General features: G+C 40.8%; 17 protein-coding genes and 3 pseudogenes. 11 read left to right on the forward strand and 9 right to left on the reverse strand.

What is annotated here, in order from left to right; all coding sequences use genetic code 11:
- Positions 1-5: 5 nt before the first annotated feature.
- Positions 6-1706, reverse strand: a complete 1701-nt coding sequence (locus LL912_RS17620; protein ID WP_235554912.1) for a vitamin K epoxide reductase family protein — start codon at positions 1704-1706, stop codon at positions 6-8.
- Between the two features lie 484 nt (positions 1707-2190).
- Here LL912_RS17620 and LL912_RS17625 point away from each other — a divergent pair, with 484 nt between their 5' ends.
- From LL912_RS17625 to glf, 6 genes are all read left to right on the forward strand, one after another.
- Complete coding sequence (locus LL912_RS17625) at positions 2191-2451, forward strand: hypothetical protein (RefSeq protein ID WP_235554913.1); 261 nt, start codon at positions 2191-2193, stop codon at positions 2449-2451.
- Positions 2452-2550: 99 nt separating this feature from the next.
- A complete protein-coding gene (locus LL912_RS17630) occupies positions 2551-4095 on the forward strand; it encodes a TlpA family protein disulfide reductase (protein ID WP_235554914.1) in 1545 nt (514 codons plus the stop codon).
- A gap of 96 nt (positions 4096-4191) precedes the next feature.
- The gene (locus tag LL912_RS17635) at positions 4192-5748 is read left to right on the forward strand and encodes a DUF6734 family protein (protein WP_235554915.1); all 1557 of its coding nucleotides are present in this window, start codon (positions 4192-4194) and stop codon (positions 5746-5748) included.
- Between the two features lie 104 nt (positions 5749-5852).
- Complete coding sequence (locus tag LL912_RS17640; protein ID WP_235554916.1) at positions 5853-7709, forward strand: glycosyltransferase family 2 protein; 1857 nt, start codon at positions 5853-5855, stop codon at positions 7707-7709.
- 11 nt (positions 7710-7720) lie between these two features.
- Positions 7721-8470 carry a glycosyltransferase gene (locus tag LL912_RS17645; RefSeq protein ID WP_235554917.1) on the forward strand — a complete coding sequence of 250 codons (750 nt, stop codon included), beginning with the start codon at positions 7721-7723 and terminating at the stop codon, positions 8468-8470.
- Positions 8454-9581, forward strand: coding sequence for a UDP-galactopyranose mutase (gene glf / locus LL912_RS17650; protein ID WP_235554919.1), 1128 nt, complete (start codon positions 8454-8456; stop codon positions 9579-9581). Before LL912_RS17645 ends, glf begins: the two co-directional genes overlap by 17 nt.
- Positions 9582-9600: 19 nt before the next feature.
- Here glf and LL912_RS17655 read toward each other — a convergent pair whose 3' ends face one another.
- The 3 genes and pseudogenes from LL912_RS17655 to LL912_RS26280 all read right to left on the reverse strand — a co-directional run.
- Positions 9601-10479 (reverse strand): hypothetical protein, encoded by an 879-nt coding sequence (locus LL912_RS17655; protein ID WP_235554920.1) that lies wholly within the window; start codon positions 10477-10479, stop codon positions 9601-9603.
- A gap of 119 nt (positions 10480-10598) precedes the next feature.
- On the reverse strand, positions 10599-11951 hold the full coding sequence (locus LL912_RS17660) for a tyrosine-type recombinase/integrase (protein ID WP_235554921.1): 1353 nt from the start codon (positions 11949-11951) through the stop codon (positions 10599-10601).
- Between the two features lie 802 nt (positions 11952-12753).
- A pseudogene (locus tag LL912_RS26280) lies at positions 12754-12999 on the reverse strand (YkvA family protein); the annotation flags it as partial.
- Between the two features lie 267 nt (positions 13000-13266).
- Between LL912_RS26280 and LL912_RS17670 the strand changes: the two are divergent.
- Positions 13267-13950 (forward strand): aspartate/glutamate racemase family protein, encoded by a 684-nt coding sequence (locus tag LL912_RS17670; protein ID WP_235554922.1) that lies wholly within the window; start codon positions 13267-13269, stop codon positions 13948-13950.
- A gap of 964 nt (positions 13951-14914) precedes the next feature.
- On the opposite strand, the gene LL912_RS17675 is transcribed toward LL912_RS17670, so the two are convergent.
- A protein-coding gene (locus tag LL912_RS17675) for an IS3 family transposase (RefSeq protein WP_406603614.1) occupies positions 14915-16023 on the reverse strand; the annotation gives its coding sequence in 2 pieces (ribosomal slippage) (positions 14915-15771 and positions 15771-16023; 1110 coding nt in all).
- A gap of 98 nt (positions 16024-16121) precedes the next feature.
- On the opposite strand from LL912_RS17675, the pseudogene LL912_RS17680 reads away from it, so the two are divergent.
- Positions 16122-16722, forward strand: a pseudogene (locus LL912_RS17680) (helix-turn-helix domain-containing protein); the annotation flags it as partial.
- 61 nt (positions 16723-16783) lie between these two features.
- Here the strand turns inward: LL912_RS17680 and LL912_RS17685 are convergent.
- The 3 genes and pseudogenes from LL912_RS17685 to LL912_RS17695 form a co-directional block, all read right to left on the reverse strand.
- Positions 16784-16897 (reverse strand): annotated as a pseudogene (locus LL912_RS17685) (ISAon1 family transposase); the annotation flags it as partial.
- Between the two features lie 122 nt (positions 16898-17019).
- Positions 17020-17634, reverse strand: a complete 615-nt coding sequence (locus tag LL912_RS17690) for an SGNH/GDSL hydrolase family protein (RefSeq protein ID WP_235554925.1) — start codon at positions 17632-17634, stop codon at positions 17020-17022.
- 10 nt (positions 17635-17644) lie between these two features.
- Positions 17645-19183 carry a hypothetical protein gene (locus tag LL912_RS17695; RefSeq protein WP_235554927.1) on the reverse strand — a complete coding sequence of 513 codons (1539 nt, stop codon included), beginning with the start codon at positions 19181-19183 and terminating at the stop codon, positions 17645-17647.
- 14 nt (positions 19184-19197) lie between these two features.
- On the opposite strand from LL912_RS17695, the gene LL912_RS26120 reads away from it, so the two are divergent.
- Positions 19198-20634 carry a glycoside hydrolase family 2 protein gene (locus LL912_RS26120; protein WP_319941332.1) on the forward strand — a complete coding sequence of 479 codons (1437 nt, stop codon included), beginning with the start codon at positions 19198-19200 and terminating at the stop codon, positions 20632-20634.
- A gap of 387 nt (positions 20635-21021) precedes the next feature.
- Here LL912_RS26120 and LL912_RS17705 read toward each other — a convergent pair whose 3' ends face one another.
- Complete coding sequence (locus LL912_RS17705) at positions 21022-21972, reverse strand: hypothetical protein (RefSeq protein ID WP_235554929.1); 951 nt, start codon at positions 21970-21972, stop codon at positions 21022-21024.
- 340 nt (positions 21973-22312) lie between these two features.
- Here LL912_RS17705 and LL912_RS17710 point away from each other — a divergent pair, with 340 nt between their 5' ends.
- Positions 22313-24664 (forward strand): TonB-dependent receptor, encoded by a 2352-nt coding sequence (locus LL912_RS17710; protein WP_235554930.1) that lies wholly within the window; start codon positions 22313-22315, stop codon positions 24662-24664.
- Entirely contained in the window at positions 24645-25808 is a 1164-nt protein-coding gene (locus tag LL912_RS17715; RefSeq protein WP_235554931.1) for a PepSY-associated TM helix domain-containing protein, read from the forward strand. The genes LL912_RS17710 and LL912_RS17715 overlap by 20 nt, the downstream gene beginning before the upstream one ends.
- Positions 25809-26232: the final 424 nt, after the last annotated feature.

The raw sequence follows: 26232 nt of genomic DNA on the forward strand, positions 1-26232 counted from the left end.
GTTTTTTATTTAGACAAGAAATATTTTAACTCGTTAATTGTGTACGCTTCAGGTAATTGGTACCACTTCGCATTGACATCATCCCTTGTTGACGGACGCAGTATGAAAATTGTTGGTGTATATTGAATTCCCGTGTTGTTGCACCATTCGTTCATGGCTTCTATTTGCTCAGTCTGTCGAGCTGGCGCACCATTTCCTTCATTTAAGGCCGGAATTGGGTATTTTGCAGCAAACTTTTGATAGTCTTTTTCCTTGGCTAAATACCAGTCATCTAATGCCTGCTTTGTTAGAGCCTCGTCCCCTTTTTCTGCGATGGCTAGTAAATGTTTGGTGGGGGGAGCTTTAATATCAGTTTCGTTGTTAGTGGCTGTAAAAATAATCTGGACGTGTATGTCTTCATTTTCACGCAGAAGTTCATCCAGAGTTAAATGTGCGGCAGCACAGGGACTACAATAGGGGTTGCATACTTTTATAATCCTAAATTGTGCGTCCCGCTTGCCAATAATTATGCCTAAGCCTTCTGTTGATGTTGCCAGCTGTTTTTGTTTTTCCAACACAGCTTCAAATACTTCTGGATTCAGTTTAAGGCGGTGCAATTCATTTTTATATTTTCTACCTTCTTTGGCTTTTTCTAGAGCAGAAACAGCTATTGTTACCGCAAATAAAGGTATAATAAAACCTGCAATTAACGGTAATATCCATTGTACACTTAGAGCCACCGCAGGGGATATCAAATACCATCCTCCTGTCAAAGCTGTAATAAATTGTAATGCAAGTATGGTTTGCACACTTAGGCATAAAGGGCACCATTGTTTCGCTACACGCCACTGATAATACACAGAGAAAAATATATAAGGAAGCGTTACCATATTTATCCAGCTTACCATAAATAGTGCTGTAGGATGCGTAACCCCAATTACAAGTAATAAGAAGAGCTGGCCTATGAAGTATGAAAATCCAATAACACTCCAACTCACTCCCAAAATTTTGGAGGCCTTCGATTGTAAAATAGCATTACAGTTTATCTTTTTGCCTCCACTGCAAATCTGCTGGAGCCCAGAATTATGCCTGTCTAAGTCGTAATAAAGCAGCAGCACTCCAATGGTTGATCCTGTTAAGGTAAGGAGTGTAAAAACCGTGGGCAATAGGGCACTTAAACCCGCTTGCATGATAGCGGTAATGCAAGCTACCAACGAAATAGTTGGAATGCAAAGAACTGCAAGTTGTTTCATTAATTTATTTTGCCGTTCTTTGTTTAACTTTTTTTCATAGTCCTTTTCTTTTATAGGCTCTTCGATATTGGTTTCAACCATCAGTACTTTCCCTATGTATTTTTGTTGAAATTCAATTAAAGGCAGTACTGCCCACTTCTGTTTTTCAGGGTCATAATAATAAACGTTGTCACCTTCAATATTTCTTACAACACTGAAAAAAGCTATTTTTTGTTTCGCACCCTTTAAAGCGACTACAAAAGGAACCGGTACTTTTGACAACTGCTCTCCCGGTAAGCTGATTGCCAGGTTATCGACCCCATATCGATTTAACACGTCACTTATACTAAGTAGGCTTTGATAGTTGGGATGTTCTAGTATTTCCCGAGTAAGGGTTGTATTCGTAATTTTCAAGCCAAGCTCCTGCGCTAATAGGCAGGCGGCTTCGGGCACATTGGTTTGTGGCTCCAGCAGGTTTTTTAGCAGATGAAACATTGGATAGGTTATGTTTTAGATATTGGTGATATTTTCCTAAGCAAATAATCATAAAGGTTATTTCATTTCCGTAGTTTAAAGTAAGGACTACCTACCAAATTTATAAAATTTCTTTTAAATGATAGCACAGACACCGTTTTTTAGGTTAACGTGGTGTCTTTGGGTTTTTAGGGGAATTAATTTGATTAACATTAAATGGTGTAACAGTGGTTAGCAGTTACCTTATACCCTGCATATTTCGTTTATGCAGTTTCCAGATATTAGAAAGCAATTTTAGATTGAGGGGAGGTCAGGATAAATGTGTATGATAGTAGCAATTTTGGCCATAAAGTATTGGGCGGTTGCGGATAATACAATGGCAGAATGCTAAAATGTTACAGATTTTAAAGGAGAAATAATATTTTTTCGTTCTAAATATAATAGATTAGGGGGTTAGAACTTTGTATTGTTAAATCATTTTTTCTAATTTTAAAATGTAAAAACAATGAAAAAGTTAAAACTCAAGGTGCTTGAATTGGGAGCTACCGAAATCTTAACAAGAGAGCAAATGAAAAAGGTAATGGGTGGAGAACAACGTTATGAATGCCATTGTGTAGGAGGCGCTAACAGCGGCTCCGCATGGCAATACCAGGGTTCATCTACTCCAGAGCAGAGCACTATTGATAGTTCCACTTCTGCGGCTTGCGCTGGAGCAACTTCTGAATGTGGTTGGGTAACATGTGGAAATCCCGAGGTTACTTGTTAAAAAAGCATGCGAATCTGGTGTTGGAAACATCATGAAGAACTATGCTAATTATTGATATTTTGAATAACTGTTTATTTTTATTAACCAGTGGTATATTTTATGATAAACTCCGCCCTAGATTCGCATCTTTTCAAACTAAATTCAGCAAAAAATATTTTTCTTACAGTTTTAAGTATCCTATACTTTTCTATAATCGGTAAAAGCCAAGTTGTTGTAAGTGGCTCCATTCTTAGCCCTGATAAACAAAGGATTTTTGTAGTTACTCCTATCAGCGGTTTTTATACTATTCATATTGTTGATTCGTCATACGAATTGAGGGTAGATTCGAACGGCAACTTCGAAAGAAGTATTCCTCTTAAAGAACCCTTTCAATTAGGCATAATAATTGGCTCCAATCGGATAGATTTTTTGGGTATCCCCGGGGACACAATTAATTTGAGGATCAATGTTCCGAAGCTTGAAGGCAATTCCAATATAGTAGATGCAGTCGAATTTAAAGGAAAGAATAATGCGGGACACACTCTATTTAGAACACACTGCTTTCCACCTATTGGGATGTATCAGGACTTTAGAAAATTCTTAGAAAATTCAAACTGGTATGGAGGACTAAGGAGGTTAACACTTTTCGACTCGTTATTGAATACTCAGACAAAAATGTTTGATAACCTTTATTTAAAAGGAGAAGTCTCCAAACCGTATCACATTTTTGTTACGTCAATCATCAAGAACTATTTAGTCAGTGCAGTCGCTGGCCAAGTGAAGGAAAGCAGAAATTACTCACCTGAAGAAAAGATGGAATTTCTTGGAGCGTTCTATAGTAAGTATCAACTACCGTTCTCCGATCCTCTATTTCGAAACAGTTTCTTTTCCGGCTTTATTTCAGGTTGGCAATTAGATTATTTGCGAGCATTAAAAGAAGGAAATAATGGAACCGCATTGGATAGATATGTTACTATAAATGGGCATAAATATTTCTTGAATAGGAATCTGGCGTTGCATCAATATGCACCGAAACAACTAGCGGAAGGTCTTTGGGCATTGAGCTTAATTAGTTTGAAACGATTATTCGGAGGTAGTTATAATCAAAGGGATGTTGATACATATAAAGCATATTATCCAAACAGTCCATTTAATAAATACCTACAACCTCCGGTTTTTGGATTTTTCCCTTGGACAAAAGAAGATTCTCTGTCTAAAGTTAAAATCATTGCAATTGGTAATAAAGACAATATCGATAGTATTATTTCAAAGCACTTTAAAAATGAAAATGTTCTGGTGGATCTTTGGGCAACATGGTGTGTGCCCTGCAAACAGGAGTTCCTACACAATCCTGAACTAGAGCAATATTTTAGGAATTACAATATTAAACGTTTATACATTTCTCTTGACCCAATGACGGATAAAAATGTGATGATTAATGATATCTACGCGTACCATTTATCTGGCACTCATGTAATGATGACTTACGCGTTGCAAAAGGACATTATAAAAAGAATTTATAATGGAGCAGAAAACAATCGAACTATTCCACGATATTTTTTTATTGATAGCACAGGACGAATCGTAGATACAAATCTTGTTCGGCCTAGCCAACAGAAACATTTCTCGAAAAAAATTGGTCACTATTTATACGGAACGCGGTAACTGTTATTGGTTTCTTTCTGATGTATATTAAAGACACTTGGAAAGTGATTGTAAATATGTATTGCGCCCGCCCTTCACTTTAACCTATTTTGCCATATGACTATTTGCCAGACACTTTGGGTAAATGACAAAAACCTCCTAAAAGATAGCTTTGGCTGGCTTAGCCCACAACATCACATTATGGGATGGGCCCTAAGTTGTTTGAAATTAACGAGTAATTACTCAACTGTAAATCTCTATACAGATGCTTCTGGGGTCGAACTTTTTAAAGACGAGCTTAACCTTCCCTATTCAAGTATTTTGAACGAGTACTCAAAGCTGGATGTGCAAACAGATCTCTGGGCTATTCCAAAGTTATTAACTTACGCAAAACAAGACGAAGCTTTTCTACATGTAGATGGTGATGTTTTTGTTTGGCATCCGTTTGAAGAAAAGTTGTTATCGGCTAATTTGATTGCACAGAATTTAGAAAAGGGAACCGGGCATTACTATCAGGTTTTTGCCCCTTTGGTAGAAAAGCTAAAATATATGCCCCAATGGCTTAAATCAAATTTGTATTCTACAAACCTCAGAGCTTACAATGCTGGTATTCTGGGTGGGAGCGACAACGCATTCTTCAAGACATATGTTGCAACGGCAATGAAGTTTATTGAAAAAAACAAATCTGTTGAATTGAATACCAACTTCAACATACTTTATGAACAACTACTTTTCTATTCATTAGCTAAACAAAATAAAAAACAAGTTAGCTGTTTATTAGATAAAATATTTGGCGATAACGGATATACTAGGTCCGAGGTCGCATTTTTTCCCAATGCAAATAAATTACGTTACCTGCATTTAATCGGTGCTTACAAACGTGATAAGGAGATCTGCGATTGGGTAGCTCGGCATCTCTTTCACGAAAATCCTGAATTATATTTGCGCATCATTGCCCTATTTAAAGAAAAGCATTATTTCTACACATCTAAAATACGGGAGGCTCATTCATTACAAGTCCCTAATAACAAAACAGCTTTCTCTTTCACTAGAACAGAACGTTTATTGAAACGACTTGATTCTGAGATCAGTTTTAAATCATTAGTTCAGTTAAAAAGTTATGTAAGTCAAAGTGAAAATTTAGTGATAAAAGCTCTTTTTGCCTACGAACAAAAAATTAAACAGCTCTGTACAAAATTTAAAAAGAAGGATGCAGCCATATTAAAACAACTGGAAATGGATTCAATTTCATCGCTTGCTTTTTTGTCGGCAAGCGATGAAGTTCAGCAAGCAACAGTTTTCAAAAGAAATCCGTATTTGGAAGTTGTTTATTCTGCTAATGATTGGACAACTCTACAGATAGCGGAGAAGGGCTACATTGGTTTAAAAACATCTAACAAAAAAGATATAGTTATAGGAATTTTACCAGAGATGTTTTTCAGTGGCTTTCGAGAGGTGGCGCTGGATGATATCAGTGTTAATTTAATAATACTTGCCGAGCAAGAGATTTCCTATAGTCAGTTAACTACATCGGCGAAACATTATTTTCCCAAAAGTGGGGGGAAAAGTGAAGAGAAATCTTTTAATGAGTTAATGCTTTTAAAAATGGAATATCTGATTACTAATAAAATATTATTTGTCGTACAAACGTCAGGGGATGAAAGCAAAATATAACTGAGATTTTTTTGGTTTTTGATTTTGCTTCTTATAAAGTATTGGTCTGAGGGCTTCCATTAAATTTAGGACGCAGGAAAAGACCAAAATCAGAATATAAAGGTATGAATAATCTAGCAGGGATTTCGGTCATTATGCCTACTTATAACCAAGGTGCTTTTATAAAAAGGGCTATAACTAGCCTTTTTGCCCAGCATTTTAATAATTGGGAGCTGATTATAGTTAATGACGGATCTTCCGATTATACAGAAGATCTAGTACAGGAATATATTCAAGAAGGCAGAATTCATTATTACAAGAATAGCGAAAATAAAGGATTAGGATTTTGTTTGAACTTAGGTATTCAGTACGCAAATTATGAATATATTAGTTACTTACCCTCCGATGATATTTATTATGCAGACCATCTCTCATCCTTATTTTCAACTTTGTCGGTAAGATCTGATGCGGTATTATGTTATTCTGGATTAACTTATAATAATAGCGATAATTATGCAACCGGCCTATCCGTAGAAAGAACTGTCGGACCTATAGAGGACAAGGGTTTGCAACTGGTTCAGGTAATGCACAGAAAAACTGCCTTTAAATGGGTTGAACGAGATGTTTTTGTTACTGCTGATTTAAATAAAATGTTTTGGGAGCAACTAAAGCAGGTTGGGCAATTTGTTGGTTCGAAAAATATATCCTGTGAATGGGTCAGCCATCCACTGCAACGTCATAAAATCATTAGTAAAAAGTTTGGTGGGGGATTACCCTTTTATAAAGAATACTATGGTGTCAAAGAATCGCTTAGCTTTTACACTGATGGCGGAGAGTGCATTAATGAAGAAAAAAAATTAACTGAAAGGCAAAATATCAGGATTGCGCCAGGAAAGCTAAAGATCCTTATAGTTGGAGAACTAGGTTTCAATCCAGAAAGGTTGTCGGTGCTTGAAGAGCATGGCCACCGGCTTTTTGGAGTATGGATTCCTAATCCAGATCTTCATAACTCAGTAGGACCGTTTTCCTTCGGAAATATAATTACTCTAAATGTAGAACATTTAAAAAAGCAAATTGAGGAAGTCAGGCCGGATATCATTTATGCCCTGTTAAATACACAGGCTGTAAGACTCGCACATTATGTGATGACGTCAAATCCGGACATCCCATTTGTTTGGCACTTTAAAGAAGGACCTTTTTTTTGCAGGAATGCAGGAATTTGGAAAGAATTGTTTGAGCTATACTATAATGCAGATGGCCGCATTTACATTAATGAAGAATGCAAAGATTGGTACGAGCAATTTATTGGAGATCAAAATCGTCCGTCGTACATTTTGGACGGAGATCTTCCTCCTAAAAAATGGTTTACTGATATTCGTTCTCCTTTGTTGTCCTCATCAGATGGTGAAACACACACTGTAATGGCAGGCCGGCCATATGGAATAACACCCTCTGATATGGCGGTTCTTGCTAGTCACAAAGTTCACTTGCATCTATATGGGGAGTTTTACCAAAAAAAGTGGAAAGCGTGGGTGAACGAGAGCGAGCAAATGGCTAGTGGATATTTACATCTTCATTCCCATTGTAAACCGGAGAACTGGTCCAAGGAATTTTCCCAATATGATGCCGGCTGGCTGCATTGTTTTGAAAGCGAAAACCAAGGCGAATTAATCCGCTGCAGTTGGGACGATTTAAATTACCCGGCACGAATGTCAACACTTGCTGTCGGCGGACTGCCAATGATTCAAAAAAATAACAATGGCCATAAGGTTTCTTCTCAGAGGCTGCTGGAAAAGCTACAGATTGGAGTGCTTTTTAGGTCTTTTGACGATTTGGGAGGTCAACTGAATGAAAAGGACACCCTTAATCAGTTAAAGGAAAATTGTTGGAGAAACAGGGAACGTTTTTCCTTTGATTACTACATAGATGATTTATTAACCTTTTTCGAAAATGTTATAGCCACTAAGAAACAAAATAATTAAAAATTTGCATTATGGATGAAAACGCAAATAAGATTATCCGCGGTCTTTGGATCGGGTCACGCTTAAATCCCTTGGCACTTTTGTGTATAAACTCTTTTCTTTTTCACGGTCATGAATTTCATCTGTATACCTATGAGAAAATGGAGGTTCCTAAGGGAACAGTTCTAAAAGACGCTAATAAAATTATTAAAAAGGAAAGAATCTTTAAAGATAAATATAACAGTTATGCAACTTTTTCCGATTGGTTCCGGTATGAGCTTCTATACAAATATGGTGGCTGGTGGACTGATATGGATGTAGTTTGTATGAAATATTTTGACGCGGAGGAGGACTATGTTTTTGCAACGGAATTATGTGGCATTGATCAATGTGTAATCGCAATTTCCAATATTAAAGTCCCTCCACGGTGCAAATTAATGAGTGACTGTCTCAGTATTATTTACAAAACGGAGGATTTGTCAACTGTCAATTGGTTTGCGATAGGGGCGGATATTCTTACAATAAAAATTAAAGAAAATGGTCTGGAAGACTTTATTTTAGACCCGAATGTGTTTATACCAGTTTCTGTTTCTTCCTCAGAAATATTATTTCAAAACGCATATGTAAGGTTTTCACACATGACTTATGCTGTTCATTTTTATAATAATAAATTGCGTGAGGCGGGCTTTGATTTATATAGGAAATTTCATCCACATTCATTATTTGAGCGATTGAAGAAGAAATACAAAGTGAGAATAACACACGATGAACAACAAGGTTAAGCCATACGATTATCTAATTGTTGGTGCGGGCTTATTTGGCGCTACTTTTGCCCATGAAATGTACAAACGGGATAAAAAATGCCTCGTTATCGACAAACGGAATCACATCGGCGGAAATATTTATTGCCAAAATTGGGATGGAATTAATGTGCATATGTATGGTGCTCATATTTTTCACACTAATGACGAGGCTATATGGAAATATGTAAATGCCTTCACTTCTTTTAACCGTTATACTAATAGCCCGCTTGCTATGTATAACGGCCGATTGTATAATCTGCCTTTTAATATGAATACGTTTCAGCAACTTTGGGGAGTAACAACACCCGAAGCTGCAAGAGCGAAAATAGAACAACAAGTAAATGCAATCAATATAAAACGACCACGCAATCTTGAAGAGCAGGCATTGTCTCTTGTCGGTTATGATATCTATTATAGTTTTATAAAAGAATATACCAAAAAACAATGGGGTAAAGATGCTAGGGAGCTCCCCCCCGAGATTATTAAACGTATTCCTGTCCGGTTTACATATGATAATAATTATTTTAATGACTTGTATCAGGGCATCCCTATTGGTGGATATAACCGTTTGAGCGAAGGATTATTAGCCGAAAAAGAAGTTCGCCTCAACATTAACTATATTAGTAACCAAATAATGTTAGATGATATGGCTGAGAAAGTTGTTTATACAGGAATGCTAGATGAACTGTTTGACTACAAATTGGGAAAACTGGAATATCGAAGTCTTCACTTCGATCACGAAAGATTGGAGGTAGCTAATTACCAAGGAAATGCGGTGGTCAATTATACTGAGGCCCATGTTCCTTATACCCGTATCATTGAACATAAACATTTTGAGTTTGGCAATCAAAACCATACAATTATTACACGAGAATACCCTGTTACATTTTCTAACTCCAAGGAGACAGAACCATATTATCCAATTAACGATGATAAAAATAATAGACTTTATAAAAAGTATAAAGAACTGGCAAATGGGCGAACCAATTTGATTATAGGAGGGCGATTAGGCGATTATCGTTATTACGATATGCATCAAGTAATTGCTTCGGCACTTACTGTAGTAAAAAAGGAGGAAATGAAATGGTAGTTGTAATGTAAGAAAGTTTTCAATAAAAAAACTCTCGCATTGCGTCTGCAAGCTTTTTGATCCGGGGATCGTTCGGTTTGATCTGGCTATTTAGTTGTCCGATATTTTTTTGGAGAGTAGGGACTTTTTTGTCCCAATAGCTATCAAAATGAAGGTGTAAAATTGAGGCGATATCAATATCTGCAAATCGTTTAAAGAGCTGTTCTGTCTTCCCAATGTGGAGAGGGGCCTTTACCTCTCTTAGAAGCAGAAAAAATTGAATGAGTTTTTCTTCATGATTTCGGTTATTCAGTTCGATGTCGCCTGAAGGGAGTTTTAGGAAGGCTGTAGCCAGTTTTTCTTCCGCTGCAAAAGTAATTTTATCCAGATAATCCTGAACTTTTTCACTTATCTGCCGTGCGACAGATTCAGTACTGATAGAAGTAGCCCCATTTTGATGACTAATAATTTCCTGAACGCTATTTTCAACTTCGTTCCTAAGTAACTTTTGTTGATCCGCCTGCCATGTCGTTTGCTTTTCCAAAGTCCATTCCATTGCTGTTTGATACTTCTGCTTGTAAGTAGAAGAAAGCTTCTTTTTCAAGCGATCACTTAACTCATATCGTAAAAAACGAAGAAAATCCGGCTTATTTTCATATCGCTCCCAGTGAAACTCTATGTATTTATAAATGTCAGCGCCCAACAGTCCAGAAAGTTTGTTAAAGAACTCATTATAATATCGGATCAAAAAAGGTTCTTTCGGAAAGTAAAGAAAGTAGTCATTTCGCTTTGGACCAATCCTGTATTGAAAATAGGGGGTGAACGCACCTGGGGCATTAGAGTACTCGGCCCTTCCAAACAAGTCCCCTGTCATATTTCGGAGTAGCATGTTGTTATCAATAAAATCTTTCCAGTTCATTGTTTTTCATTTTTAATTCAAAAAAATACAGACAAAGCAAATGAACATATAACCGGATGTCCATAGGCGCTTTTAATAAAGTTACTATAATTTAAAAAGATTATGTGGATCAGTGGTGTCTACATCGACTTTACTGGCCCCGGGTTTTTAAACGCCGTCAATTGACTTGCATATTCTTTTTTTACTTTATTTTCAAAGCTATCCAGATAATTTTCTGTTGTCTTAATGTTTGTATGGCCCAGTGATTCCTGGATGAAAGCTGTGCTCACTCCTGCTCGTTTCATTATAGTAGAAAAAGTACGTCTTGCTACGTAGGTAGTGACCTTCTTTTCAATGCCCAACCTCTTCCTAATCTTAGCCATCCAATCATTAATAGCCTGAACGAAAAGTTCAATTAATTCTACTTGTCGTAATGGAGTAATATTATATTCAAGGATTGGAAAAATATAATTACCGGGGCTTTTGTCTTTGTTACTCCAATAGTCCATGATCTTCTGTAAATCCTCAGTAATAAAAACAGTAATCGGCCGGGGATCCAGCCGTGTGGAATTTTCGGTTTTAGCCCTTTCAAAAACCAGGTATTCCCCATCAATATTTTTGTACTTCAGGTGTGCGATATCTGTAGGGTTAATTCCGTTGGCGAGATAGGAGAACAACCAGAAATCTTTCGCTTTTCGTTCCCGTTCACATTCCGGCTGATAGTAATAGATTTTACTTACATCTTCTAAAGTAAGCGCCTTTTTAATGTTGCGGGAAGATGGTGGCTGGTATAATCGACGGCCGAAGGGATAACATTTTTCCCGTTTAATAATTCCCTGGAAAATGGCTTCGTTGAAGATAGCGCGCAGGCATCGGGTGTAAATTCCAACGGTCGTCTTGGAATAGTTCTGTTCCAACATCCAGGCCTCCAGCCTTTTCAGATACACGACATTGATATCAATAAATCGCACATTTCCCCGGAACCTGGCTATAGTATTATAGGTTGTCTGATAATTAGCCGCGGTACGGATCCGATGTTCGCTCAACAATTTGCTGATGTAAAACAGGAAAGTTGCGAGGATAGTATCGGGTTCTGGTTTGGGTAAGCGAAAGATAGGGAACCGGTTGTCGTAGATCACTTCATTGAACTGATGATTTACTAAAGCTGTAGTTTCCTTTATGGCTTTTCGCTGGTGAAAAGAAGGATTGTTCAGGATGTAATCTTTTTCAAATTCAGCGAAGGTAAATGGCGATAAGTCCGTGGCTACATCTTCTGCCTTGCGCTGAATTTGCTTCAATTCATCGCGTATGGTACGAAGATGAGCCGACATATTCTTTGCCGAAATGGCATTGAAATCCTGTTCAGAAAGATCAAAAATGGTTTGATACCGTTTGGGCACACTGTTATTTGTGACCAGTAATTTCACAGGATAGGTTCCCGTTTTCTTTTTCATTCTACGGGTGTCGAGCGTAATAACAATTGATACAGACATGGCTTGCTATATTTCAAAATTCACAAATACCCTCGCTTCAAAATTTGCCAGTAATTTGCCAGTAAACCAGGGTTAAAACACCTGTTCATAGGTTTATTCAAAATTACTGCACTCGATATAAATAATTGAAATATAAACGATTAAGTAAGATTTCGTTCACTCTGATTAAGATAGAAAAGCGACTGATCGCGGCTGTTAATCAGAGGGTCGCTGGTTCAAGTCCAGCAGGGGGAGCTTGATAATCAGGCAGTTACAACGGAGTAACTGCCTTTTTTACGCCTCACGTACAAACAATGTACAAACATTTTCCTACTAAGTTCTGGCTCTCAATTTTTATTAAAAACCCTGTGAAATCAACAGTTATTGGGAGATAAAAACTCATTGTAATATGAGTTTCGCTGCATATCAAACATTGCGAGTGATTAATAAGAGGACCGTCGAAAATGAATTTGGTGGAAAAGGTTTTTGGGCCGAGCACCATTGCGCTGGATACTAAAGATCTTCCACGCAGCCAACTACTCTTGATGCTGGTATATCCGGAAAGCAATGCGAAAAAATTGTTTTAAATAGTGACTACAATCACTTAGCTAATTGGCCTGTTATTTGCCGGATCTTATATAGAATAGTCAATTTTCTCATAAGCAGTTAGTTTTGGTTGCGACCCCTGTTTTGACAGGGGTCTATTCTTAATAATCAGTAAAATTTGTACAGATGCCATTATTCCTTCGAAAGTTTTGCTAATAAAATTCGGAAGAAACTAGGCGAGAAAAAGCAACAATGGAACTTGCATAGAAACTTCGTGTTAACGTATGTGCTTAAAGAGAATAAATAGAACCAAGCCATATAAAATAATTATTGGCATGGCGTAATACCACTTTTTTGGCAACCCTTCATTATCATCAAGGTTTGATTTTATATAGTCTATTACTGATTTAGGTATTAATTTAATTGTTGCCCGTATCAACAGCGGGACAATGATAAGGTCGTCCAATAATCCCAAAATTGGAATGAAGTCAGGAATAAGGTTTATTGGACTTAATAAATATCCTACTGTAAATCCCGCTGGGAGTCATTACTTCACTCAATGTCATTAGTACATCAATAATCTACGTTTGCTCAGTTAAGGCGAAAAACCTTTACACCATTTAGAATCACATATATATATTAAGCTGGACAACAGCTTCATAATCCTCATAATTAATCGCAGTAAGTCCCCTATTGTCCTATAGCACTATAGATTTTTTATTAAATTTGAAAGAAAGAACAGACATTTGGTCCCAACAGGGTTTCCTGAGGAATAAAAATAAACAAACAGATGAAAAAGATCGGACTTGTAGGCGGCATCAGCTGGGTATCTACACTGGACTATTACAGATTTATAAATGAAGGGGTAAATGCAAAACTTGGTGGGTTGAATGCTGCCGAATGTATTATCTACTCTTTGAATTTTGGGGATGTACAGGCTAAAACCTGGGAAAACGCTTATGAATTGTTATTAAATGCCTGCGAAAGCCTCAAAAGAAGTGGAGCAGAAGGTATTGTACTCTGTGCCAACACCGCACATCTTTTTGCAGATCGGCTCCAGGATGCAGTACATCTTCATTTTATCCATATCGGCGCAGAAACGGCAAAAGCCGTGAATAAAAGCGGGTATAAAAGAGTCGGGTTATTGGGCACCAAATTTACAATGGAAATGGACTTTTACAGGGACAAACTCGAAGAATACGGGCTGGAAGTTTTGATCCCCGAACTGCAGGAAACAAGAGACTACATCCAATACACTGTAAAGGACGAATTAGGCGTGGGATTCATTAACCCGGAGACAAAGACCCGGTATATTGCTATTGTAAAAGATCTGATAGACCGGGGTGCTGAATGTATTATCTTGGGCTGTACGGAAATTCCAATGCTGATCAGTCAGGCAGATTTTACCATCCCGGTTTTTGATACTGCTAAAATCCATTCCGAAGCAATTGTTGATTTTATCGTTTCTGAATGATAGTTTACAGATTATTGATATCGATCAGGGAATATTCTGTAATCTTTAATTTTTATAGCACAAATGAGCACATATTTAGATGACAACACAAGAAAAAATCAAAGGCTGGTGACATATTACACATAGAGGTCCCCTTGATCCTGTTGTTCAAATATTGCCCAAACAACAGACAGGTACTCCAACATTATAAAAAACTCAATAGGCCATTCCATACTATTTCTTGCTTCGAAGGAAGCTTCTTACATACACGGAACGGAATTAACGGTGGACGCAGGCATTTCAGTTATAAAATGATAAAGCAAAAGTTGCAGAATATAGATTGCCAAACCATAACCGACACAATGTACACAAACGGTTATGCTATTATTCCCAACCTCTTATCAGGCGAACAATGTGAAATACTGAAACGAATAATTGGATAGACACATTGAATAACGATCCTACATGACAAGCGATGGATCCAATTTCAACGTTCCAGATAGAAATCGTCTGAGCGATTATTATGGCCTTTATGGAGGATTTAACCCCAATTATCTCTTTTACTAAGCAAATGTAATTGCTAAAATTCCAATACGTTAAAGCAAAAATAGCAGAGTTTCAAAAATTTAGTAGATCTTTAGAAAGTGAAAAAATCATTGTTTAAGGAGACACAAAGGACTTATGGGACAAAAAAAAGTTATAATTTGATTTTTTTGACTGCTATAGCCGCTGCTACTCTCTTTACCTCTTGTTTGAAGGCTAAACAATTAACTTTTCCTGGCTATTTTCGTAACCCTCCAAAGGGTGATACTACCCTGGTAAAGTATGATGGATTTTATTCTGTTATTGATACATCAATTCTACCTTCAGGCGAGAGGGCACAGGACATTTTTACTTCTATTTACCCGGTCACGTTCACTAAAAACAACAAAATATACGTTATTTCCGGTAATACGGCGGTAGGCTATTGTAAGTACCCCCTTTTTCAGACAGCTATAAGTTGAATATTTTTCTTTTCACCAGCCAACTTTTTGTATTCAAGCGGTGTCAGGTTGTCCAGTGACTCGTGTGGTCTTTTGTGATTGTATTCTTCCATCCATTCCTGTGTTAGTACCCTTACCTGGTAGAGGTCAAAAAACAAATATGCATCCAATACAGCTTCCCTGTAAAGTCGGTTAAATCGTTCAATATAGCCGTTTTGCATAGGCCTTCCGGGTTGGATATACAGGATACTAATCCCTTGTTCCTTCGCCCACAGCTCAAAATCCTTTGAGGTAAACTCCGGACCATTATCCACTCTTATGGCCATGGGCTTACCATTGCTTTCGATAACCCTGTTGAGTGTCCTGATCACCCGCCTTGAAGATATTGAGGTATCCACTTCAATAGCCAATGCCTCCCGGCTGCAATCATCGATTACATTGAAGGTTCTGAACTTCCGGTTACCTGTCATGCTATCGCTCATAAAATCCATACTCCATACTTTATTTACCGTTTCGGGTTGTTGCAGGGGATGTTTTATACGTGCCGGGAGCCTTCTTTTACCCTTGCGTTTTTTGTTAAGTTTTAACTGCTTATACACACGATAAACCTTTTTATGGTTCCAGTTTTTTCCTGAGCGCCGTAAATATGCAAAGAGCTTTCTGAAGCCATACGATGGATGGGCAAATGCCAACTCCTGCAAGGCTTCTATTACTGCTGAGTCGTCCTTGACTGACGAATAATAATATTGGGATCGTGGTAATGAGATTATCTTACAGGCCCGGCTCACCGGTATCTTTCGCTCCTTTACAAGCTCCTTGCTTAATTGCCTTTTGGTGGCAGGGCCCAGCCTTTTTTTGAGAACAAATCCCTTAATATCTCGTTATCCATTGCCAGGTTCGCATACATGCGTTTTAATCGGGCATTCTCTTCTTCCAACTCTTTCATGCGCTTCACATCTGAGGCTTCCATGCCGCCATACTTACTCTTCCAATTGTAGAAAGTGGCTTCGGATATGCCCAGCTCACGACAGAGTTCTTTGGTCGGTATACCGCCTTCCTGGCGCTTTAAGGCTGAAACAATCTGTGTCTCTGTGAATCTTGTCTTTTTCATTTTTTACAGTTTAAATTTAGTAAATCTCTCTAATTTTAAACTGTCTGGTTTTTAGGGATACTTACATAATATATTAATTAACCCCAAAAAGTCAGATTATGAATTTAGAGACTAAGTTAATCAAATCCCGCGTTGGATTACTCCATTTAGCGGAACAATTAAACAACGTAACCCGAGCCTGCAAGTTAATGGGTACAAGTCGGGATAGCTTTTATCGCATCAAACAACTTTACGAGACCGGAGGCGAAGAAGCCCTTCGGGAAGTCAGCCGTCGTAAGCCAATCCCCAAAAACAGAGTGGAGCCTTTTATTGAAGAAGCCGTTGTAAAACTGGCCTTCATCAATCCTGCCTTTGGCCAGTTAAGAGCCAGTAATGAACTGCGCCGGGAAGGGATTTTTATTTCAGCGGCAGGTGTTCGGTGCGTGTGGCAACGACATGATTTAGAAACGTTTGAAAAACGCTTGAAGGCATTAGAAGCCCGGATGGCTCAGGGGTGTTAACAGAGGCTCAGACGATAGCAATGGAACGTAAGCGGGAAAGGCAGGAGGCTCATGGCGAAATAGAGACAGAGCGCCCGGGTTATCTTGGCTCCCAGGACACCTACTATGTTGGAACGATCAAAGGTGTTGGGCGTATTTACCAGCGGACCTTTATCGACGCTTATAGCCGTTAGCTGTTGCAAAGTTGTATACCAGTAAACAGCTTAAATTTTTAATCCTAACCCTTTTGAAAATTTTAAAAATCATTCCTTACAGTCGGATCAAATCATGACTTTACACAGGGAAGAGTTAATATCTCTTACGCCTCTTGCAGCGGCTCTGGAGGCTTTAATTTTAGCGCTCAAAGATTCAGCGGCAGCATTGGTACTCCGGTTGTTAAAATAGTTTTATCATAATTTCCTTGTTGCCAGTTTTTTTTCTACATATTTTTTCACCTCCTTGAACCAGGTCTCCGCCATCTTTTCAGCTCCTCTGTCATTAGGATGCACTTTGTCTTCTATTGTATCATATCTCCAATCGAATGTAGCAGCCGGCCTACCAAATAAACCCCGGACCAGGTCTTCTGTAAATCATCTACTAAGGATTTTATCTTCTTATTCAATTCGGGGATATAAGAATACTTTGGCAATTTCCCGCTCTCGATGACCTGTGCAACAAAGATTGCGGCACCTGGATTAATCGCTTTTATCTTTGAGATGATAGACTTTTGTGCCTCGATTATTACAGAAATCGGTTTATCTTCAACAAAATAGTTGTGACCTGAGTGTAACAATACCACATCAGCCGGAAACTCCCGATAGATACTATCGATTCGCTTTTCTAAAAATTCGGCGTTCTGTCCACCAAAACCTGAATGATTAAGAGTTATATCTTTCAAGGTCGTCTGCCTTGGTCCGATAAAGTTGACATTATACCCCGCTTCTTTTAGTTTTTTCCATAACGAAAAAAGATAAGATGAGGTCTTAGCCCCTCCCTCTGTAATCGAATCACCCAATCCCATTAACGTAATGGGAGATGCTTGATTCGGTTTTCCTTCTTGCGGTAGAAGTCCCAAGGGAACCATCAACACTAAACAGATCATCATGATTTGTATATTCAACATCTTGTTCATATCTTTTTATTTATAGCCGCAATCCTGCTTCCTTCTTCATAAACCCAAATCCATAACTGGCGGTAATCAGGTCACCTTTCGAAGAAAACAGCTGTCCCTTGTTGTTCATGATTTTTCCCTTTCGAATTTTCACTTTTCCAACCAACATATCTGAGTATTGAGAAATTTCCTTTAACGTTACGTTCAGCTTTTCTCCGCGTTCGTTTTTCAACTCGACAACCATGAACTCTTCCTTATCGTAATCAAAATTTAGCGGAGCTTTAACCTTCACAATTACTTCAGCTCCCTCTCGCTGGAGGGAGACTTCACTATAGTAGTTGGTCAAATACGCCATACTCAGATTATATGCCGTATTGAACTGCACCCATCCCTCTGTCCAACCTAGGTTTCCAACCTCTGGATGATTGGGGTAGTGGAAAGATTTTGGAGAGCCATCAAAAACAAAGCGAACTTTATCTAGCAGACCTATACCGCCCTTGTGCCTGCTATACCAGCCAAGATCGACACCTTCCACCTCTTCGGGGCCTTTATAAGAATAATGTCGTCCTGTTGGGTTTCGACCAAAAGCATTATCAAAATGTGACCACGCCAAAATTTCCAATTTATCAGAAATAGGATTGTTTTTAAGAATATCCATTGCTGCAAATACCGCAGCAGGAAACCCCAGTACGTTACCCGTTTCATTCCAGCTTGGTGGTGCCCATTCATCATTACTATATTTCCGAAAGTCCCAATAGTTATCGGACCGTGATAGCATGATTTTAGCCCAATCTTCTGTTTTTTTCCGGATACCTTCAGGCGCTCTACCTGGATATTCATGTAAAAAATAAGCAAAGGCTCTCATGGTCATGTTTTCGGACATCCGCTGTCCTTTAGTTGTCATAGGATCCTCCCAGTCGATGTTTTTAATCATCCAATCCAATTGGTTATACGCCGCATGAAAGTACTTTTCCGCATCGATTTCTCCCTGTCTTTTAGCGACCTCATACATCATCAGGTTCGGTATCACAGAGTACCCTGGAGGCAGTTCTCCTTTGGTGGTCCCTAGTTTGGTTTTTAATGCCAACAAATTATGCTCAGGACTGATATCGTATTGTGTAGTCGAGTATTTTTCTACTTCTTTTTTAGTCCATTTTTTTTTGACATAGCTATATACCATATCAAAATTTTGCTGGGGTAGCCATTGTTTTAAATAAAGCCATGCGTAAAGGAAATAAGCGAGTTCAGCCTTTTGCATTTCGTGTTCCAGCTGCTGACTTATCTTCACATCTGCGTCCCAATGGATCAATTTAACAATATCTGGAGCTTCCGGTAAATAGGGTTCCAATGCCCCCCATTTACCTTTATACGCTAAGGGAAAACTACTGTTATGCTCGTATTGGATCGTTCTTTTCATCCGATCAAAGGCCTGTGGATTGGACAAGTATAAAGACACCATACTTTGTTGTGCCCAATTGAAAAAATCACCGTCACGCCATTCCCAGGAGAGAGACCTTATCAAATTCGTACTTCCCACATAATGCCTGGCACCTGCCATAAAATCAACCATATTGCGGTAACTGAGTGCCGGGAGATTTTAATTCACAGCGGGAAGAATTAAGTTTATACGAAGGTGTAGTGTGGTATAAAAAAGACCTGCGTCTGCCGAAGAATAAAGGAAAAAGATACTTCTTGTATTTTGGTGCAGTGAACTATTTAGCTGATGTTTTTTTTAACGGAGTGAAGTTAGGATCGCATGAAGGCGGCTTTACCCCGTTTCAGTTCGAGGTTACCGATTTGCTGACCGATAGCATCAATACGATCATGGTTAAAGCGGATAACAGGCGCGTCAGGAATGGCCTGCCAGGACTGGGCTTTGATTGGTTTAATTATGGGGGCATTACGAGGGATGTGGCGATCATAACTACCGGGCAAACGTTTATTAAGGATTATTTTATCCAGCTCAAGAAAGGCAGCGCCAACACCATTAGCGGCTGGGTTCAGCTTGATGGGAAAGCATTTCCGGTTCATCTTAGATTTTCAATACCGGAAATTAAATTTAGTCAGCAGTTAAAAACAGATGATAAAGGGTATGCTAAAATAAATTTTAAGGCCGATCTGCAACGCTGGTCCCCACAAAACCCCAAAAGGTACCTGGTTTTGATTGAAAATGGCAACGAAAAGCTGGTAGACACGATTGGGTTTAGAACAATTGAAGTAAAAGGAACAAATGTGTGGCTCAATGGGGAAAAAATATTTCTGAAAGCAGTTAATATACACGAAGAAAACCCTTTGAAAAAACGCCGGTGCACCAACGCAGACGATGCCGGCCTGTTGCTGTCTGCGGCAAAATCCCTTGGTTGTAATATGGTGCGCTTAGTGCATTACCCCCACAATGAAGCGATGGTAAGAACTGCCGAAAGAATGGGAATAATGGTATGGAGTGAAATACCCGTGTACCAGCACATTGATTTTTCAGACAGTACGGTTCCGCATAAAATTACTGCCATGCAACAAGAGATGATCGCCAGGGATAAAAATCGTTGTGCTGTTATCATATGGGCACTCTCGAACGAAACCTATCCTGGTACGCCCAACCGGGATGCTACGCTGATAAACATTACAAATGCATGCCGGAATTCAGATGACACAAGGTTGATTGTACATGTGGCCAATACACAAGGATATGCCAACAATGTAATAACGGTATGGGACTCCATTTATAATTATTCCGACCTGGTTGCTGTAAATGAATACCTTGGCTGGTATCTGCCCTGGCAGGGCAACCCCGCAAAAACAAAATGGGAAACGAAGTTTCCGGACAAACCTCTGTTCATTCAGAATTTGGTGGCGAATCCTTGTTTGGGAACAGGGCATCCGGCTCAGGCACCATGCCGGTCTGGACCGAGGAGTATCAGAAAAAGATTTACCAAGATCAAATCCGGATGTTTGAGCAGGTGCCCGGGTTATGTGGTATTGCTCCCTGGATATTGTTTGATTATAAGTCGCCCGTGCGTATGAACCAGGTTTTTCAGAAAGGATATAACAGAAAGGGGTTGCTCTCTGAAAAGGGAAACAAAAAGATGGCTTGGTATATCATTAATAATTATTATAAAGAAAATTAGCCATTGTTGTAAAAAATTTCAGAAAGTTTTTGGTGAAGAAGTTGGTTCCTCAATCAGCCTGTGTTCTATGAACAGGAAATTGAAAGTATTCGGCATATAATCGTTCGCCGTTGGCTTGTTCATTTTAAGCAGTCGCCTTTTATGGACCTGGCCTGATAATGCCCTGTAAGAAGGCAACTATTTAAAACCAGCCTGACTAAAATTTACGAAAATAAATCAGAAGGAAAGTGTGACGCATGACTTGAAACTGTCCGGGGCACAAATCATGGCCTGCAGCCAGCATTCAGGGTTTAATCGGTCCGATGTATCTTTTGGCAATAATAAGGTTGGAAAATTTGATATGATGCGAGGCGCCTTCAGGGGTGGTGTCGTCGTAAAACTCGATCCAGATATAATTGAGGTTTAGTTTTTCATTTGTTCTCCAGCGAAACCCTTCAAAGGGCTGCCCGCTTCTATCGTTCATCCAGGAGTCCGCCAGCCACTTACCGGTTGGAAAACCGGCCCCCCAATGTCCCACTACCGCACCATCCTGCCAAACCTGCAACTCGCCGTTTGATGCCGATGCGGGATTGTTGAGCCGAATCATCAGCTCAACGCACATCCACTTATCCCAGGGTATCTTTTTCGATTGCGGGCTGCCGTTTATCATATCGTTGCCATAACATTTTCCACGGGCGCCGGCCCGCATATCCCCCCAGTAAAGATAGGTGTCCATGTCATCCCGCGAACCAACGGGTTCATAGGCTATGGAGATCCGCTGATCTCCAAGTCCGCAGGTGCCGGCCCGGGGATTCGGATACCGGGGGGCAGGATCATAGCCGCCGATCCAAACCGATTCATGGTGGATGTATCCTTTCGAACCGGATGGATATTTGACGTAATATCGTAGGTACAGCACACTATCGAATCCCGGATCAAATTTCCGGAATAAATGCCCGCCCTCATTTTTTCCTCCCTGGTTGGTTATTTTAAGCGCTACACAGCCTTTGGCCGGAACATCTATACTATCGAGGCTCATTCCTTCGCTGTTGACTATATCACTGTACCGGGCCTGGATATTGGGCATCCCATCATTAAATTTTTCTGCATAAAGCACGTCGGGGTCCTGTTCAATGCCTACATCATTGGGATACTGTGCTGCAAGGGAGCTGCCTGGTTGGTGCAGGATTGGCTCTTGTAACGGTTGAAAGCCGGTCAGGATCACCAGGATGCTGGTAAGTTGTTTCACTGTCATAAATAAGGAATAGAAACTCCAGGAGGGTTTTGTACCCGGTCAACTAAATATACATAAAATTCAGGATGGATCCTATTGTGAATAAAAATGCCAAGTGGATATATGCCGGCCGGGAAACAGGCACAATGGTTCGTTTGTGTGGCCCGCAAATTGTTACGGGTTGTGTTCTTCAAAAAGATGGAAATGGCCTCCTGACGGAATGCTTATAGACGGGGGCAATCTTTAACTGGAATATCAGCTATTCCGCAGATTTTCCGCATTTCGTAACTGCTTATCCCGGGGGTGTTGATACCTTCGGGCACTTCTTTATCATACCTAATTTAAATTGTAGATGACTTCGATGAAACAACCTGGAACCCGGTACCAGGTAATGCTGCTTTTGATATTACTGATAACAGGCAGCGGGGCGTGGGCACAGTGGGGAACTATAAAAGGACGCGTAACGACCAGCGATAATCAGCCGGCACCTTATGTAACCATTACGGCGGTGGGCACCAGCCGCAATGCCATTACCGATGAGGCCGGCTTTTACACCATTAGCAGAGTGCCGGAAGGGAACTATAACCTGGAAGCTTCCTTTACCGGTTACGAAACCATTACCCGGCAGGTAACCGTAATAGCTAACCTGCCGGTGATCGCCGATTTCAGGATCACCATCTCGAACAGCCAGTTGCAGGAAGTGATTGTAACCAGTTCTAAAAACAAATTTGTATATAAATCCAGTGAATACGTGGCACGGATGCCGCTAAAAAATCTTGAAAACCCGCAGGTGTACAACGTGGTGGGCCGGGCGCTGATACAGGAACAGGTAATCATAGAGCGTACAGACCTGTATCGTAATATTCCCGGATCGGTGCCTAACTTTTCAGCCGGAGGCTCGATGGGGCTGAGCATGCGGGGATTTTCTACCACCATCGGTATGAGAAACGGGATGGCCACCAGCGCCATCGTACCCCTAAACCCAGCCATACTGGAACGTATCGAATCGATCAAAGGTCCGTCGGGTACACTGTTTGGCAGCAACCGGAATGTAACGTTTGGCGGTGTGTATAATTATGTGACCAAGCGTCCTTACGAAGCCTTTGGCGGGGAGCTCAGCGTAGCCGGGGGTAGCTTTGAATTTGGCCGGATAACGGCAGATATCAATACCCCGGTTAATAAAGACAAAACCGCATTATTCCGTATCAATGCAGCGGCCCAGTCGGAAGGCAGCTTCCAGGACCAGGGCTTTAATAAGAACTATACCATTGCTCCTACCTTTTCCTACCAGGTAAATGATCGCCTGAAGTTCGTGCTCGATATGGAGCTCACCCGTGGTAATTATACGGTAGTGTCTTTCGGATTGGGCAACCTGGCTAATATTACGTCCCGCAGCTTTAAAGATCTGCCCCTGGATTATAAAAAATCCTATATCAATAACAGCATTAACGTAAACAATGGCATCAATAATATACAGGCGCAGGTAACATATAAAATATCCGACCGGTGGAAATCGCAGACCAACTACCTGTATTCGGTAGGTTTTTATAATCACCTGTATTGGACAGCCCTGAACATGACCTCCGACTCTACCTTTAACAGGGTGGTAAGAAATCAAACACCGGAAACCTTTGGCAATATTGAAGTGCAGCAAAACTTTACCGGTGATTTTAAAATCGGATCGGTACGCAATCGCCTGGTTGCGGGCATCGACTATAACTATAACTACAATGATCTGTACCGGGCGACGGTTAATTTCGACGTTATGAATATCCGCCAGCCTATACGCGGCATGAGCCGGCCTGCGCTTGATTCGATGTCGGCCCGGCAGGGTTTTTCCACCACGTCTACCGTTGCAAAAAATGCCAGCCTTTATGCATCCGATGTCGTGAACATTACCGATCAGCTGCTGGCGATGCTGAGCCTGCGGGTAGACCGCTATTCCACCAAAGGCACTTATAATGCATTGACAGGCCTGTATACCGGGGCGTATGAGCAAACTTCACTGTCGCCGAAGTTTGGCCTGGTATACCAGCTGATTGCCAACAGGCTATCCGTATTTGGTAATTATATGAACGGGTTTGTAAACCTGGCCCCGGTAACCCAGCCCGATAATACCATCCTTGTGCTGAAACCACAGTATGGTAACCAGCTGGAGGGCGGTGTAAAGTTTGACCTGTTTAATACCAAACTGGCCGGAAGCGTCAGTATATATGATATCTGTGTTACCAATTCTACCCGTACCCAACTGGTGGACGGCAAAAATTTTACCTTCCAGGATGGTACCCAGCGTAGCCGTGGTGTGGAAGCCGAGATCATTGCCAACCCTGTGCCGGGCATGAACATTGTAGCCGGCTACGGTTTTAACGAGAACAGGTACCGTAATGCATCACCCGCGCTACAGGGAAAAAATGTGATTTTCAGCCCGAAAAATATCGGCAATCTCTGGGTGAGCTACTCCATACCCGAGCATAAAGCCAAGGGGCTGGGCTTTGGCGCGGGTGTGAACTATGTAGGCGACTCGTGGTATGATGCGGCCAATAGCTTCAAAGTACCGGGCTATACCTTGCTCAGTGCATCGGTTTTTTATGATGTGACCCGGTACCGTTTTGCCCTGAAAGGAAACAATTTATCGAACGAGCGCTACTGGAACAATAACGGCAGCCCGCAAAAACCGTCCAACTTTATCGCCAGTGTTTCGCTTAAGCTCTAAAAGCAGGTTTAAAAAGGTCATTCGATGGCTGCATCTCTGGCTCGGACTGGCGTCCGGGCTGGTGTTTTTTATTATGGGTATCACTGGGGCCATCTATTCTTTTCAGCCCGAGTTGTCCCGGCTCACCCAGCCCTATCTCAGTGTTAAGGCGGAGCAGCGGCCGTATCTTCCGGTTTCGCAGTTGCAGGTCATCGCCGCTAAAGAGCTGCCCGGAAAGCAGCCTTCACGGATCATTTATTATGCAAAGGACCAGGCCGTAACCGTACATTTTATCCGGAGAGGAAAAGCCTCATACTATTGGGCCGTTTTCCTGAACCCGTATACCGGCGAAGTACTGAAAACCCGTGACATGGATACCGAATTTTTCAGGTTTATCCTGCGCGGGCATATGTATCTCTGGCTGCCCCCATCCATCGGTAAGCCGGTAGTGGCTACCTGTACCGTCATTTTTACCCTTATTGTGGTATCGGGGCTTATACTGTGGTGGCCACGCAACCGGAACGCTCGCAAAAGCAGCTACACGGTTAAATTCCGCGCCTCTCCCAAACGGCTGAATTACGACCTGCACCGGATACTGGGATTTTATGCCAGTTGGGTGCTGGTTTTTATTCTGGCTACCGGCCTGGCCTGGAGCTTTGAAACGGTAATGAAAGCCGAGTACTGGCTGTTCAGCGGCGGCCGCGGACGTCCCGCTCCTCCCAAATTTATCTCACGTAATGAGGGCAGCGAAGCAGCCGGCACAGTAATCGATAAAATATTGTATACGGCCAGGCAAGGCTATCCCGGTATTGAACATTACCAGGTTCGCCTGCCGGATAGCGACAGTGCTGCGGTTCAGGTAATTCTATACCTGAAAGAAGGCCGGTATGCGCCGGCCGACAACCTGTACTTTAACCAGTATACCGGCGAGCGTTTCGTGGCAAAAAACTGGGGTCTGTATGCGGCTGCCAATGCAGGGGAAAAAGCCAACCGCATGACCTATGATATCCACACCGGCGGCATTGGAGGTCTGGCCGGCCGTACCCTTGTATTTTTTACCGGACTGATCGCTGCATCGCTGCCCGTTACAGGGTTTTGTATCTGGTTGGGGAAAAGAAGGAAACGCCGGCAGCAAAAAGAATACTACAAAAAGAAGCAGGTATAAGCTGAATATATTGTCGGAGCATCTGAGTTAACGTTCGAGCATTTCCGCAAGGCCTTACGCTGTCTATTATACGTAATCAACGCCATCGGGATTTTCGTTTACAAATACATCACCAACCGGAACAGCATAATATTGTAAAAAGGGGTTGAACGTCGGTGCTCATATTCCGGCCAAGGTTCAATCAAAGCGTACCGGTAAGTGGTTTGTGAACTAACCTAAAAGATAATCGCCGCCCTGATCATAAATATAATTCCGAACTGATTCCTTCTTCCAGTTCCAGGGGCGCTCTTAAAATAATTTTACCGTCTTCCCTGCCGGCGCATTATAAAAAATGGCTACCGGTTATTAACGAAGCAAGGTTCAACATCAATCAGTAGTTAAAAAAACGGAATCTGTTTGCCTGGCAAGGAGTCCTCCTCTGGCG

Origin of the sequence: Niabella agricola, assembly GCF_021538615.1 — a bacterium.
GTDB lineage: Bacteria > Bacteroidota > Bacteroidia > Chitinophagales > Chitinophagaceae > Niabella > Niabella agricola.